Raw genomic sequence first — 13072 nt, 5'->3', positions numbered from 1 at the left:
TCTTCCGTGGAGAGCGGCACCGGCCGCGGCTAATCTCGGCAAATATGGGCACAAGGAGTTTTGATGACTAATATTCACAACGCCAAGGTCTCTGATTCAACGTTGGACGATGTCATTGACGAGACTGCTCACCGCACGCGACGCATCGTGAGCCGGATCATCATCCTCATCGTCGCAGCCATCGTCGCGGCCGCGGCGCTTGGAGCGTTCGATGTGGAATCCAGCACCGACCAGTCCGAGGACCGTATGCAAGTCCACGTGCGCCACCCGTTGGTGGCGCGGGCAGGCAATGAGGTCGAGCTGGAAATACTTGTCAGTTCCGACGAACCGCTGCCCGATACCTGTAAGCTGCGCCTCGCCGAGGACTACCTGTTGTTCTTCGAGGACTTGGCGGTCTTCCCGGACCCGGAATCACAAAGTTCCGACGCGGCCGGTGCTGTGGAATTCGAGGTTGCTCCCCAGCCCGGGGCCACGCAAATGCTGGTTCGCATCACAGGCCGGGCCTCTGACCAGTGGGACTTGCGCACCGACGGGAACCTCGAGGTCGAAGTCGGCGCTTCCACCGTCAACGTACCGTTCACCACCTGGAGGGTTCCCTAATGGAAATTGTCATTCGCGCCGCCATCGCCTTCGTGGTCCTGTGGCTGGTGACCCGCGCCGCAGGCCGTTCCACCCTGGGCGAGCTGAGCTCGTTCGAGTTGATCCTGTTCGTCGTCCTCGGGGACCTGGTGCAGCAGGGCATCACCATGGAAGACCGGTCGCTGAGTGGAAGCCTATTGGCCGCGCTCACCATGATCGTCTTGGCAGTGATCCTGTCCTATGCCAATATGCGCTGGCCCAGGATCGGAAAACTCACCTTGGGCCGGCCCATCGTGCTCGTGCGTGACGGCGTGATCGACCGGCGGGCATTGAGCGGCGAACGCATCGGCCTCGACGAGCTGAGCATGCTGGCACGCCAGGCGGGGATCGAGGAATACAGCTCGATCAGGCTCGCCATCCTGGAGTCCAGCGGAAAGGTCTCCTTCTTCACCAAGGAAGCGGAGGCCAAGCCATGAGCGTCAATACCGAAAGCAAGTTGAAGAAGGGCATCACCGGCCCCCTGCTGTACCTGTTCATCCTCGGCGACATCCTGGGAGCCGGCGTGTACGCGCTGGTGGGCGAGGTGGCCGCGGAAGCAGGCGGAGCCATTTGGGCCCCGTTGCTCGTCGCCTTGATCCTGGCGCTGCTCACGGCCACCTCCTATGCGGAGCTGGTCACGAAATATCCCAGGGCAGGCGGTGCGGCCATTTTCGCAGAGCGGGCCTTCAAAAAACCTGTGGTGTCCTTCCTTGTGGGCTTCTCCATGCTGGCGGCCGGCGTCACCAGTGCGGCGGGCTTGAGCATTGCATTTGCCGGGGACTATCTTTCGGTGTTCTTCGATGCACCCGCCATTCCTGTCGCAATAGCCTTCCTGGGTTTGGTCGCGCTATTGAATGCACGCGGCATCAAGGAATCGGTGCGGGCGAATGTCGGGATGACGGCAATCGAACTGTCGGGATTGCTGCTGGTGATCGTCGTGGCGGCCATATTCCTGGGCGACGGCAACGGGGACGCGTCACGTCTGGCCCAGTTCCCCGAAGACACCACGCCGGTTGCCGCGATCTTCGCGGGCTCGCTGTTGGCCTACTACTCTTTTGTCGGATTCGAGGTCTCCGCCAACGTCGCGGAGGAAGTCGTGGACGTGCCGCGGGTCTACCCCCGGGCGCTGTTCGCCGCACTGCTCACCGCCGGAGTGGTCTACTTGGCGCTTGGCGTGCTCACCTCGATCGCCATGGATCCCAAGGAGCTGGCAGGATCTTCCAGCCCCCTGCTGGATGTCGTGCAGGCCACCGGGGTCGGGATCCCCAGCTGGCTGTTCAGCCTGGTAGCCCTGGTGGCGGTGGCCAATGGCGCTTTGTTGACCATGATCATGTCCAGCCGGCTGGCGTTCGGGATGGCGGAGCAGGGGCTGCTGCCGCCTGTCCTGGGGCGCGTCCTGCCGCATCGCCGCACCCCGTGGGTGGCGATCATCGGAACCACGGCGATCGCCATGCTATTGACGCTGACCGGTGATCTGGCGACCTTGGCCAAGACCGTCGTGCTGCTGCTGCTCTTCGTGTTCACCAGCACCAATCTTGCCGTCATCGTGCTGCGGCGGGACCGCGTGGAGCACCGGCATTTCCGGGCTCCGATCATCATTCCGTATCTCGCGCTGGCTTCCTGCGCTGTGCTGCTCGTCCAGCAGGATGGCGGGATCTGGCTACGCGGGCTCGCGTTGCTCGCCTTGGGTGCGGTCCTGTATTTCGCAACCCGCTGGATCACCTCCCGGTCTACGAAGCGCCCCTCTTAGGCCGCGTCGCAGCCACGGGCGGCGGCCTCGCGGAACGTCGAGGAAAGCCGCGGGCCTTGCGGATGGATTGCCATCCGCAAGGCCCGCGGCCGCTTGAGGTCAATGTTCAGAGCTGGTCGGGACTCTCACGCTGGTCGGGGAGGTTCACCCGGCGCTCGTCGTCGAGACCGATATCCGCTGCATCATCGGCTTCGTCGTCGGGCTCGACCGCGCGATCTTCATCCAGCGGCTCGGGAAGCAGCGTTTCCGGGTTCAGCTGTAGGGGATCAGCGTCGCTTTCATCCAGGATCCGGTCCGGCCCGCGCAACGGATCCTCGGCGTCCAGCGACTGCGGGGCGTCCGAGGAACCTGCGGCAGGCTGGCTGTCGCGGCCGTCGAATGGCTCATCCGCGTCCTCGTCGCGTCGCACATCGTCGAATTCGGCATTATTCAAGGTCATGTCCTTCTCCTTAATTCTTCGTGGCGGCGGCACCGCCAGGAAGCTGTGCTATCAGTTGTTCACTGCTGAGGATCCGCTGGCGGTAGTGCTCCTCCAGAAACTTCAAGGTCACATCCTCGAAGTCCGGGTCCGTGGAAGCCAGGGCGTCTCGGGCAAGAAACACCGGCAAATTGGCGCTGAAGGCGTCGGTCGCGGTGGCGGCAATGCAGGTTTCCGAGGAGACCCCGGCCAGGATGAGGGAGGCAACCCGGTGCTGCAAGAGCAGCGTCAGCAGCTCCGTGGCCCAGAAGGCGCTGTCGCGCCGCTTGATCAGCTCGATGCTTCCCGCCAGATCCAGCTCTGGAAGGATCCGCGCTTGGCCGGTCCCCTCGAAAAGGTAACCCTGGTCGTCCTCCAGCATCTTCAACGTCCAGGTGGACTTGTCTTTCTTGTGCACGGTGCGCACCGCAATGACCGGCATCCCGGCCTTTCGCGCCGCGGCGGCGAGCTTGTTGCACGCGGACGCCAGCCGAGCGCGGTGCTGCGCCAAGTCCTCGGTTTCAAAAAATCCCTCCTGCATGTCGATCAGCAACAGCGCCGGGCTTTGAAGGGATCCCGTCGCGTCCATGGCTCAGCTGCGTCCCGAGCAGTGTTCGCAGCAGTACGGCGCTTCTCCCGCATATACGGCATGGCCCAGGATCACGCAGTCGCAGTGCGAGCAACGCTCGGCCACATCATGAATGGCGCACTCGAAGCTGTCATAGATTCCCGACTTGCCTTCGAAGTCCACGCTGATAGGGCGTTGCGCCGGTGCTCCGCAAGTATTGCAGTTCTGCATTGTTCGACTTCCTTCCGCTCGATGGCCTGCGCGCTAAGTTGTGCTGCCTAGTCCTTGTCGTATTGGTCGTCGGTTGAGTTATCCAGCTCCGGATCGGTGCCCTGGATGGGATCGAGATCCAGCTCTGGATCGGTGACAGCCTCTTCTCCGATCCCCAGGTCCTCGGGTGTTTCACCTGCCGGCCAGTTGTTCTCAACTACGTCCTTGTCCGGGTCCTTGATACGCTCGGCGGCGTGGCTGATGGCATCCTTGGCCTTGTCCAGAAAACCCATGGTGCTGCTCCTTTCGGTTGCCGTCGCCAGTTGGCAACGGCCTTGTCTCTACCGATTATCACTTGGCGCCAACGTGAGTACAGGATTAATCGGGACCTGTCAGGATGCTTGCCACCGGGCCTTTGAGGTCGCTGGGAACGCTTGAGCGCCAGCGCCAACGCAGACAGCGGGGAAAGGGCCCGAATCGTCGTGGGCGCGGTGGCCAGCGGCGTGGAAACGTCCAAGGCCAAGGTCGCGGAGCATGCCCAAGGCAAGCCGATCACCATCGGCGCGGACGATACCCTCAAAGAGGCAATCCGAATTATGCAGCGGCATCAGGTTCGCCGCCTGCCCGTGACCGACAGCCACGAGCTCTTGGGAATGCTGTCGCAGTCCGACACCGCCCGGCACGCCGACGAGCACCGCACCGGCGAGATGGTCTCGGAAATTTCCGAGCCCTAACTGCTTGCCGCGCACCCAGCAGATGGCCGCCTCCTTGCCGGAGACGGCCACTGCGCACTTCGCGCTGAAAACCTTGCTAGCGCCCGTTGGCGTCCGTTCCACCGCGCCGGTGGTCCAGGCTGCTGGGTCCCTTCACGGCCCGATACAGTCCGTAAAGGAAAACCAGGACACCCCAGCCCACAACGATCCACAAGGGACCGGGTGAACTGTCGGGAGAGGCCAGAAGTGCGAAGATGGCGAATCCCACCGCTAGCAATCCGCCGATGAGCATCAGCCAGATTCCTGGCCGTTTCTTGCGTGGTGCTGCTTGACCGTAGGACATGGGGACCTCCTTGTTGATCCTTGATACCTGCTAGTTACCCTGCGTCGAATCGTTCGTCATCCTCGTCGTGGCTTTCCGAGGTCGAGGTGGTCTGCGAAATCCGGCCCCGCTGGGCTACCTGCTCGTCCTCGGTGTGCTCCCGGGGCTCCGTTTTCTGGTCCGGTTGAGTAGTGCGTGCCGATTCGTCCCGGCTTCGTTTCTGGGTCATCTTGATCTCCTCGAGAGACTATGAATTGCGCAGGGCTTCGATCAGCTCGCTCTTGCGCATCTTGGAGCGCCCATTGATACCGACTTCACGGGCTTTTTCCATCAGTTCGCTGACGCTCCAGTCCTCATAGCTGCCCGACTTGCCGCCGCGCTTTCCAACAGCCTTGCGTCCATCCCTGGCTGCCGCGTTGGCGATCCGTGCGGACTTCTGCTTGGAATTGCCTTCTTCGCGGAGCTCTTCGTACAGTTCTTCGTCCTTGATACGACTGCTAGATTTCTCGGCCATGAAAATCCTCCGTTTCCGAGCCTCGATCCCCGGATGCGTTGCGGATGGCATCCGGCTGTTCAGCCCACGCTAGCCGCCTGGGCCGAGGACCGAAAGGAACTGGTTCCCGCTTTGCGGGAAAACCCAGACTTCGACCCCTAGCACATATCCCGCCAGCATCGGCGGTTGCTGAGTCGAATCCGTGAAAATGCTGGTTCCCACCGCTAAACCCTCTGCAAAGGTTTATCGACGGTGCGCCTGGTCGAACACTGGGCTTGTACCGCGCGACGCCCGACCTAGACCGGTCCGGGTGTCTTGGAACTCTGGAAGGAATCTTCATGACCGAGAAATCTCAGCCAGAACACACTGAACCCGTGAACAAGGAGCGCATCAGTCCTCCCGAGCAGCGCCAGCCCGAGCCGGGGCTGGACAGCGAGCTGAAGCCGCAGGCCGATCACGGTGAGCGCAGCTATCAGGGTCGCGGCCGGCTGGAGGGCAAGCGCGCGCTGATCACCGGCGGCGATTCCGGGATCGGCGCCGCCGTGGCCATCGCCTTCGCCCGTGAAGGCGCCGATGTGGCCCTGGCTTATTTGCCGGCAGAGAAAAGCGATGCCGTGACCATTGCCTCGGTTCTGGAGGACGCCGGGGTCCAGGTGTATCATCTGCCCGGCGACCTGCGCGACCGCGAATACCGCGACAAGCTGGTCCACGAAGCCGCCTCCGCGCTGGGCGGCCTGGACATCCTGGTGAACAATGCGGGCAAGCAGATCAGCGTGGACTCGCTGGAGGAATTGAGCGATGACCAGGTCGAGGCCACCTTCGACGTGAATATCTTTGCGATGTTCGCCCTCAGCCGGGCCGCGCTGCAGGTGATCGGAGAGGGAGGCGCGATCATTAACACGACCTCCATCCAGGCGTTCGATCCCTCGGCGCACCTCATGGACTACGCGGCCACCAAGGCGGCCATCAGCAACTTCACGAAGTCGCTGGCCGAACAGGCCGCATCGCGCGGCATCAGGGTTAACGCAGTAGCTCCCGGGCCCATCTGGACCCCTTTGCAGCCTTCGGACGGCCAGCCCATCGAGGCGCTGCCCGAGTTCGGGCACGACACCTGGCTGGGGCGCGCTGGCCAGCCGGTCGAGGTCGCCCCGGCGTACGTTTTCCTCGCCAGCGACGACGCCTCCTACGTGGTCGGGTCCACCGTGCATGTCAACGGCGGCAAGAACCAGCCGTAGGCCATACCGGCTGAAGACAAGGTGCGGGTGCCAGCCAATGAGCTGGCACCCGCACCGTTTTGCGCGTCCTACAACTCGTCCGCGTCATCCAAGCTGAGATTGCGACGCTCGTATTCACGTTGGCTGAAGGTCGCTCGCTGCACAGATTGCACGTCATCGAAGCTCGAACCGATGGCACCGCCCAACGTGCCGAGCGACGCCGCGAGCCAGGCAAGGTTCAGGTATTCGGACATCGACACCTCGTGGCCCAGCTGGGAGGCGAGGAACTCCTGGTCGATAACCACCAGCGACGCCACGAGCAGCGCCAGGAACAGCAGGAGGTACATGGCGGCTGCGGCCGAGGCCACCGTGAGCACCGTAGCTACGTTGTAAATGAGCAAGCGCTCCTTGCGCCGGTGTCCGCGCGGTTTTTCCCACAGCCTGTTATGGAAAAGCAACCACAGCGAAAGCATGAGGATGCTGGCCAGCGTGATGAACGCAAGCCTCGAACTGGCCAGGTAGTCGGCCATCGACCAAATGCTCGTGTAGAAGACGCCGAAGGCACCGGTCGCCGCTGCGCCGGCCATCGCGGAAGACAATTGCGGCACCAAGCGCCACGGCCGGTTGATGCGGATCATCCCCATGGTCAGCAGCACCCGGCCGCGAAAACCCTCGATGCTGTCGATGCGCGAGGGGGTGTCCTCGTCGCTGCGCATGCTGCCGCGCACGCTCAGGGCTTTACCGAGGGGAGACGGGGACGGCTCCGGCAGATTCCCGGTGGCAAGCTCGGCCAGAACCTCCTCAAGCGCTCGGGCAACGCTCCCCGCGGTCACCAGTCCGAGACTGGGCAGGCTCAGCGTCGCCGTGCCCTGTTCCGGGCTGAGCACCGATCGCACCGGCCGCCCCTGTTCGTAGTGGGGTGCGTCGGTGAGGTAGATGATGTAGTCCCACGTGTATTTCTCCCTCAATCGAGGGACATTCTCGTTCAAGATCACGCTTCCCGACTCGCTCAGGGGAAGGCTGAGCGGATCGATCATGATTTCCCAGTTGAACTGCCGCTCCGCGTCGCTGTTGAGCTTCTTCTCCAGCTTCTGGTGGACCTTGTTCGCCATGCCCTGGGCGATCCCCGGGTCGGCAATAAGTCCAACCACCCTGGAAGGTCTGGGCTGCGCCTCCCGATGATCTTCCACGCAAAATCCCTCCCTATCACTTGGAATCCGGCCTTTCGCATCACCGTAGGCAGTCACGAAAGCCCTTCCAAGCTGTGTCCAGCTTGCTTGCAGGTTCATGGACCAACAAATGCTGGAAATCCGCGGAATTCCGGGGTTCGGCATTCCCAGCAAACGCCTATGCGCAATCTCTTGAAGACCCGCAACGCATGTGGAATGGTCAGGATCGCAATGCTCCCCGCCCCATTTCCAGGTAAGGAATACATCTATGAACCACTCAGAGCCTTCGCAAGATGCCAACGAATCATCGCAGGATCAGCAGATGCCCGAGCAGGAGGATGCGCAGTCCGCATCGCAGCAGCGCTCCCGGAAGGAAAAAGCCAAGGAGCAGGATCCGGACCAGGAAGAGACCGCCCAGTTCAACACGGACTGACATCAGCGCACCAACCATTGGGACGCGCTCGGAAACAACGAAGACTGGAGGGAAAATGAAGGCACTCACTTGGCAGGGCAAGCGGAAAGTCGAGGTCAGCGAGGTCCCGGATCCCCGGATCCAGGAACCGACCGACATCGTCATCAAGGTCACCTCAACCGCGATCTGCGGTTCCGACCTGCATTTGTATGAGCTCTTGGGTCCTTTCATGCACGCAGGCGACGTCCTGGGGCATGAAACCATGGGCATCGTCCAGGAGGTCGGCTCCGCAGTCACCTCCGTGCAACCCGGAGACCGGGTTGTCATCCCGTTCAACATCTCCTGCGGGCACTGCTGGATGTGCACGCGCGGGCTGCAATCACAGTGCGAAACCACCCAGGTGCGCAGCCATGGCAAAGGCGCGGCGTTCCTCGGCTACTCGGAACTGTATGGCCAGGTTCCCGGCGGGCAGGCTGAATACCTCCGGGTCCCGCATGGGGACTACGGTGCGATCAAGGTGGGCTCGGACCTGCCGGACCACCGCTATCTGTTCCTCTCCGACATCCTGCCTACCGCATGGCAAGGTGTACGGTATGCCGACGTCCCCGAGGAAGGATCGTTGGCCGTTTTCGGCTTGGGCCCGGTAGGCCAGCTCGCGGCACGCATCGGCAGGCACCTGGGGTATCGCGTCCTCGGCATCGATCCGGTCCCCGAGCGCCGCGCCATGGCCGCCCGCCATGGCATTGAGACCCTGGACTTCACCAAGGAGACAGCCACTGCCCTGCGGGATCTGACCTCCCGCGGCCCGGACGCGGTGCTCGATGCCGTGGGGATGGAAGCGCATGGCTCCCCTACCGCGGCCTTGCTCCAGCAAGCCACCGGCCTGCTGCCGGATCCTGCCGCCCAGCAGGTCATGCAAACAGCCTCCATGGATCGCAATATCGTGCTGACCGCCGCCACGGACGCGGTGCGGCGCGGAGGCACGATCTCCATCAGCGGCGTCTACGCCGGTGCGGCGACCCCGATGCCGATGGTCAAGCTGTTCGACAAGCAGATCCAGATCCGCCAGGGACAGTGCAACGTGAGGTCGTGGACCGATGAGCTGCTGCCGCTGACCGAGGACTCCAAGGATCCGATCGGACTGGATGACTTGGTAACGCATACCAAGCCCCTGTCCGAAGGGCCCGAGATGTACAGCACCTTCCAGAAGAAGCAGGACGGCTGCATCAAGGTGGTCCTGCAGCCCTAAAGCCGACTCAGGCGGACTTCTCGGAGTCCGAGGAAGCCTTCTTCTTGCTCGCCGAGGAGGAGGCTTTCTTCTTTTTCGCTGTCCCGGATTTCCCGGCTTTGCTGGAGGAACCCGTGGATTTCTTGGGTGTCCTGGTCCCGGAAGCACGCCCGGATGGCTTGCCCGCAGATCCCTTGCCGGCGGACTTGCCGTTGCCTGCAATGCTGCGCTTGAGCGCTTCCATCAGATCAAGGACACCTTCCTCGCCATCCTGCGAGGAGGCCGCTCCGAAAGTCGCTTCGGTATCAAGGTCTTCACCCTGCTCGATTTTGGCATCGATCAGCTGCTGCAGCTGGATCTGGTAGTCGTCGCTGAAGTCCTCGGGCGTGAAGTCCCCGCTGTAGGATTCCACCAGCGTGGCGGACATCTTCAACTCCTGCGCGCTGATCCGGGCGGTCTTCTCCGGTTCGGCAAACCCGGCATCCCGCAATTCATCGGCCCACATGATCGACTGGAGCACCATGGCCTTCGACCGCACCCGCAGCACGCCCAGCCGGGTCTTCTGGCGCAAGGCGAAACGCACCACGGCCAACTTGTCGGTATCTTCCAAGGTCCGCCGCAGCAGCTCATAGGCTTTGGGCGATTTGGAATCGGGCTGAAGATAGTAGCTTTTCTCCAGCATCAGCGGGTCCAATTGGTCAGCCGGGATGAACTGCACTACCTCGATCTCGCGGCTTCTCTCCGCGGGCAACGCGTCCATGTCTTCGTCCGTCAGCACCACGGTGCGCTCGCCGTCATCGTAGGCCTTGTCGATGTCCTTGTATTTGATCTTCTTACCGCAGATCTCGCAGCGGCGTTCGTATTTGATCCGGCCGCCGTCCGCGGAGTGGACCTGGTGCAGGGAAATATCGTGGTCCTCGGTCGCGCCGTAGGCTTTCACCGGTACATTGACCAGCCCGAAGGCTATTGATCCAGTCCATATAGCTCTCATAGGCCCAGTGAAGCACCGCTGCCGCCACGGGCATAGAGCGACACCATGCTTGCCAGCCCATTTCAAGGTCATCGCTGGTGCCCCCGCAGCCTAATCGCAAAAGTCCCTAGGAAAGGTGGATTTGCCGGGCACCGGCAGGGAGAGTGGTGGTCAAAGCCTAAGGAAAGGGGTGGATATGGCTCGCAGGGAACAAACGGTCACCGTTGATGGCCGCACCCTGAAGGTCAGCAATCTGGATAAGGTGCTGTACCCGGAAACCGGGACGACCAAGGGCGAAGTCATCGACTACCTGCAGCGGGTGGCCCCGGCCCTGCTGCCGCATGCGGCATGGCGCCCGGCAACCAGAAAACGCTGGGTGGACGGGATCGGCACGGCACAGAACCCGGGAACCGTGTTCTTCCGCAAGGATCTGGAGGATTCGGCCCCAAGCTGGATTCCCACAGCCCGTCTGGAGCACAAAACCCATTCCAATACATATCCCTTGGCCAACGATGCGGCAGTACTGGCATGGTTCGGGCAAGTCGCAGCGTTGGAGATCCACGTTCCCCAATGGCGTTTCAATGCGAGCCTGGAACAACAGCATCCCGACCGGCTCGTGCTGGATCTGGATCCCGGTCCCGGCGCAGACTTGGCCCAGTGCGCCGAAGTGGCTTTGCTATGCCGCGAAATCCTTGAGGGCATGGACCTGCGGCCTTTTCCGGTGACCTCCGGATCCAAGGGAATCCACCTTTACGCCGGTCTTGACGGCACGGCAACCTCCGACCAGGTCAATGAGGTGGCCAAGGAACTCGCCGCCTCGCTGGAACGCAAGCACCCCCGGCTTGTGGTGGCAAATATGAAGAAATCCCTGCGCGAGAACAAGGTGCTGGTGGATTGGAGCCAGAATAACGCCGCGAAAACCACGGTATGCCCGTATTCGCTGCGCGGGCGTTCGCGTCCCATGGTGGCCGCGCCTCGCACATGGGAAGAAATCGAGTCTCCCGGCCTGGAGCACCTGGACTTCCACGAAGTATTGGACCGGCTGTCCGACGGCCTTGATCCCCTGGCGGCTCTGGCGCCTCTGGCGGAACAGGGAACAGACCGGCTCGCGGTCTACCGCTCCAAGCGTGATGCAAAGCTCACTCCTGAACCCGTGCCACAACCGCCCGCGACCCGGAAAACCGCGCGGGCTGCGGCTACGGATTCGGAAAAACCCGTGTCTTTCGTGATCCAGGAGCACCATGCCCGCAGGCTGCACTGGGATTTCAGGCTGGAGCACGAGGGGGTCCTGGTCTCCTGGGCCGTCCCGAAGGGGCCCCCGCTCCAGAGGGGGATCCAGCGGCTGGCTGTGATGACCGAAGACCATCCCTTGGACTACGGAACCTTCGAAGGAACGATTCCCAAGGGCCAGTATGGCGCCGGAGAGGTGTCGATCTGGGATGCCGGTGAATGCACCATTGAGAAATGGCGGGATGGCCAGGAGATCATCGCGGTGCTGTCCGGACGCGAAGACGGAGGGCTCGGCGGCATTCCGCGCCGCTTCGTGCTGATCCAGGCTCGCGGCATGGGAGACCAGGACAATTGGCTGCTGCAGCTCACCAAGGAGCAGCCTTCCGAGGATTCGACGGTTCCGGAAGACATCCCTGAATCCAGCCTGCTGGACGAGGTTCCCAAACCCATGCTGGCCAGCTCCGGGGTGCCGGAGGACATCATCGAAGGCGACGACTGGTGCTTCGAAATGAAATGGGACGGGTACCGCGCCCTGGCCAAGGTCGAGAACGGGAAGGTGAAACTGCTCAGCCGCAACGGCAACGACATGACCGAAGATTTTCCCGAGCTACAGGAACTTGCGGTGCTTGCACCCGAGGGCGCGATCGTGGACGGCGAAATCGTCGCCCTGGACGGTTCAGCGCGCCCGAGCTTTTCCCTGTTGCAGCAGCGCATCTCGCATCGGCGCAAGAACCGGCTCCGGCAAGCGCAGGCCATTAAGCTCAACTTCATGCTTTTCGATGCCCTGCAGCTTCCCCGGAGCAAGGGCGGAAAGCCCGAGAACCTGATCGGTGAACAATATGTGGATCGCCGCAAATACCTTGAACATGCGGTCTCCGACGGACAGTACATTAAGGTACCTCCTGCTCATACCGGACCCACCTTGAAGGCCGCGTTGAAGACAAGCCTCGAGCTGGGATTGGAAGGGGTGCTGGCCAAGGAATGCACCGGCGACTATGAACCGGGCCGGCGCAGCGGCAGCTGGGTGAAGATCAAGCACCTGCTGGATCAGGAGGCCCTGGTTATCGGATGGACCAAGGGACAGGGAAACCGCGCGTCAAGTATCGGCTCGCTGCTGCTGGCCGTCCCCGCCGGCGATGAGTTGGAGTTCATCGGTCGGGTCGGCACGGGGTTCTCGGATCTGCAGTTGAAGGAGATCCGCGAACGTCTGGAGAAGATCGCGCGCAAGACCCCACCGGTCAAGCACATCCCGGCGCAGTTCCAGCGCGATGCGCACTGGGTAACCCCGAAATATGTGGCGGAGGTCCGTTACAGCGAACTGACAAAGGACGGGCGGCTGCGGCATCCGGTCTGGCGCGGTTGGCGAGATGACAAGGAGCCCGCTGAGGTGCGCTGGGAACACCCCGGCAGCCTCATGAAGTAATCCAACGAGCAATGCACGTCAACGGAAGGTATGAACAATGAAAATTCTGGTCAAGCTCTTCGGTACGGTGGTTTCCCTGGCTGCCGGGTGGGTCGGAACCAAGCTGGTCAGCACGGTGTGGAAGAAAACTACCGGCGACCTCCCTCCCACGCTGACCAACCCCGAGCAGCAACAACAGGAAAAGCTGGGCAAGGTGCTCTCCTTTGCCGTGATCTCCGGAGCCAGCGCTGCGGTAATCCAGGCAGTCACCAAGCGCTGGACGCGCGGCTTGGAAGCCAAGGTCCGCTCGCACTAG

At 62.4% G+C, this 13072-nt stretch carries 17 protein-coding genes; 9 read left to right on the top strand and 8 right to left on the bottom strand.

The annotated features are described in order from the left end of the window. Positions 1 to 63: 63 nt before the first annotated feature. The 3 genes from RF641_RS05090 to RF641_RS05080 are packed head-to-tail and all read left to right on the top strand — an operon-like array spanning position 64 to position 2368. Positions 64 to 600, top strand: a complete 537-nt coding sequence (locus RF641_RS05090; protein WP_047120282.1) for a hypothetical protein — start codon at positions 64 to 66, stop codon at positions 598 to 600. Then, a complete protein-coding gene (locus RF641_RS05085; protein ID WP_424572691.1) occupies positions 600 to 1055 on the top strand; it encodes a DUF421 domain-containing protein in 456 nt (151 codons plus the stop codon). The genes RF641_RS05090 and RF641_RS05085 overlap by 1 nt, the downstream gene beginning before the upstream one ends. Beyond that, positions 1052 to 2368 carry an APC family permease gene (locus tag RF641_RS05080; protein ID WP_424572690.1) on the top strand — a complete coding sequence of 439 codons (1317 nt, stop codon included), beginning with the start codon at positions 1052 to 1054 and terminating at the stop codon, positions 2366 to 2368. The genes RF641_RS05085 and RF641_RS05080 overlap by 4 nt, the downstream gene beginning before the upstream one ends. 106 nt (positions 2369 to 2474) lie before the next feature. Here RF641_RS05080 and RF641_RS05075 read toward each other — a convergent pair whose 3' ends face one another. From RF641_RS05075 to RF641_RS05065, 3 genes are all read right to left on the bottom strand, one after another. Then, a complete protein-coding gene (locus RF641_RS05075) occupies positions 2475 to 2807 on the bottom strand; it encodes a hypothetical protein (RefSeq protein ID WP_053798956.1) in 333 nt (110 codons plus the stop codon). A gap of 10 nt (positions 2808 to 2817) precedes the next feature. Then, positions 2818 to 3414, bottom strand: a complete 597-nt coding sequence (locus RF641_RS05070; protein ID WP_424572689.1) for a cysteine hydrolase family protein — start codon at positions 3412 to 3414, stop codon at positions 2818 to 2820. Positions 3415 to 3671: 257 nt separating this feature from the next. Next, on the bottom strand, positions 3672 to 3896 hold the full coding sequence (locus RF641_RS05065; RefSeq protein ID WP_047120287.1) for a hypothetical protein: 225 nt from the start codon (positions 3894 to 3896) through the stop codon (positions 3672 to 3674). Between the two features lie 141 nt (positions 3897 to 4037). Here RF641_RS05065 and RF641_RS05060 point away from each other — a divergent pair, with 141 nt between their 5' ends. Further along, complete coding sequence (locus tag RF641_RS05060; RefSeq protein ID WP_424572688.1) at positions 4038 to 4337, top strand: CBS domain-containing protein; 300 nt, start codon at positions 4038 to 4040, stop codon at positions 4335 to 4337. A 76-nt stretch (positions 4338 to 4413) separates the two neighbouring features. On the opposite strand, the gene RF641_RS05055 is transcribed toward RF641_RS05060, so the two are convergent. The 3 genes from RF641_RS05055 to RF641_RS05045 are packed head-to-tail and all read right to left on the bottom strand — an operon-like array spanning position 4414 to position 5152. Then, positions 4414 to 4659: a hypothetical protein gene (locus RF641_RS05055; protein ID WP_152666901.1), complete on the bottom strand. Its 246-nt coding sequence runs from the start codon at positions 4657 to 4659 to the stop codon at positions 4414 to 4416. A gap of 34 nt (positions 4660 to 4693) precedes the next feature. Further along, positions 4694 to 4867, bottom strand: coding sequence for a hypothetical protein (locus tag RF641_RS05050; protein ID WP_424572687.1), 174 nt, complete (start codon positions 4865 to 4867; stop codon positions 4694 to 4696). Positions 4868 to 4885: 18 nt separating this feature from the next. Further along, positions 4886 to 5152: a Rho termination factor N-terminal domain-containing protein gene (locus tag RF641_RS05045; protein ID WP_047120290.1), complete on the bottom strand. Its 267-nt coding sequence runs from the start codon at positions 5150 to 5152 to the stop codon at positions 4886 to 4888. 317 nt (positions 5153 to 5469) lie between these two features. On the opposite strand from RF641_RS05045, the gene RF641_RS05040 reads away from it, so the two are divergent. Further along, positions 5470 to 6366, top strand: coding sequence for an SDR family oxidoreductase (locus RF641_RS05040; protein ID WP_424572686.1), 897 nt, complete (start codon positions 5470 to 5472; stop codon positions 6364 to 6366). A gap of 68 nt (positions 6367 to 6434) precedes the next feature. On the opposite strand, the gene RF641_RS05035 is transcribed toward RF641_RS05040, so the two are convergent. Further along, positions 6435 to 7634: a hypothetical protein gene (locus tag RF641_RS05035; RefSeq protein ID WP_424572685.1), complete on the bottom strand. Its 1200-nt coding sequence runs from the start codon at positions 7632 to 7634 to the stop codon at positions 6435 to 6437. 148 nt (positions 7635 to 7782) lie between these two features. Here RF641_RS05035 and RF641_RS05030 point away from each other — a divergent pair, with 148 nt between their 5' ends. Together RF641_RS05030 and RF641_RS05025 are read left to right on the top strand one after the other, a co-directional pair. Continuing rightward, positions 7783 to 7947, top strand: coding sequence for a hypothetical protein (locus tag RF641_RS05030; RefSeq protein WP_424572684.1), 165 nt, complete (start codon positions 7783 to 7785; stop codon positions 7945 to 7947). Positions 7948 to 8002: 55 nt separating this feature from the next. Beyond that, a complete protein-coding gene (locus RF641_RS05025; RefSeq protein WP_047120292.1) occupies positions 8003 to 9175 on the top strand; it encodes a zinc-dependent alcohol dehydrogenase in 1173 nt (390 codons plus the stop codon). 7 nt (positions 9176 to 9182) lie between these two features. Here the strand turns inward: RF641_RS05025 and RF641_RS05020 are convergent, their stop codons facing one another. Further along, entirely contained in the window at positions 9183 to 10145 is a 963-nt protein-coding gene (locus RF641_RS05020) for a non-homologous end joining protein Ku (protein WP_424572683.1), read from the bottom strand. Positions 10146 to 10260: 115 nt separating this feature from the next. Here RF641_RS05020 and RF641_RS05015 point away from each other — a divergent pair, with 115 nt between their 5' ends. After that, positions 10261 to 12777: an ATP-dependent DNA ligase gene (locus RF641_RS05015; protein ID WP_424572682.1), complete on the top strand. Its 2517-nt coding sequence runs from the start codon at positions 10261 to 10263 to the stop codon at positions 12775 to 12777. Positions 12778 to 12814: 37 nt separating this feature from the next. After that, on the top strand, positions 12815 to 13072 hold the full coding sequence (locus tag RF641_RS05010) for a DUF4235 domain-containing protein (RefSeq protein WP_047120295.1): 258 nt from the start codon (positions 12815 to 12817) through the stop codon (positions 13070 to 13072).

This window comes from Arthrobacter sp. 'calajunan' (genome assembly GCF_046940185.1).
Taxonomy (GTDB): domain Bacteria; phylum Actinomycetota; class Actinomycetes; order Actinomycetales; family Micrococcaceae; genus Glutamicibacter; species Glutamicibacter soli.
This window is presented reverse-complemented; position numbering and strand designations above follow the sequence as displayed.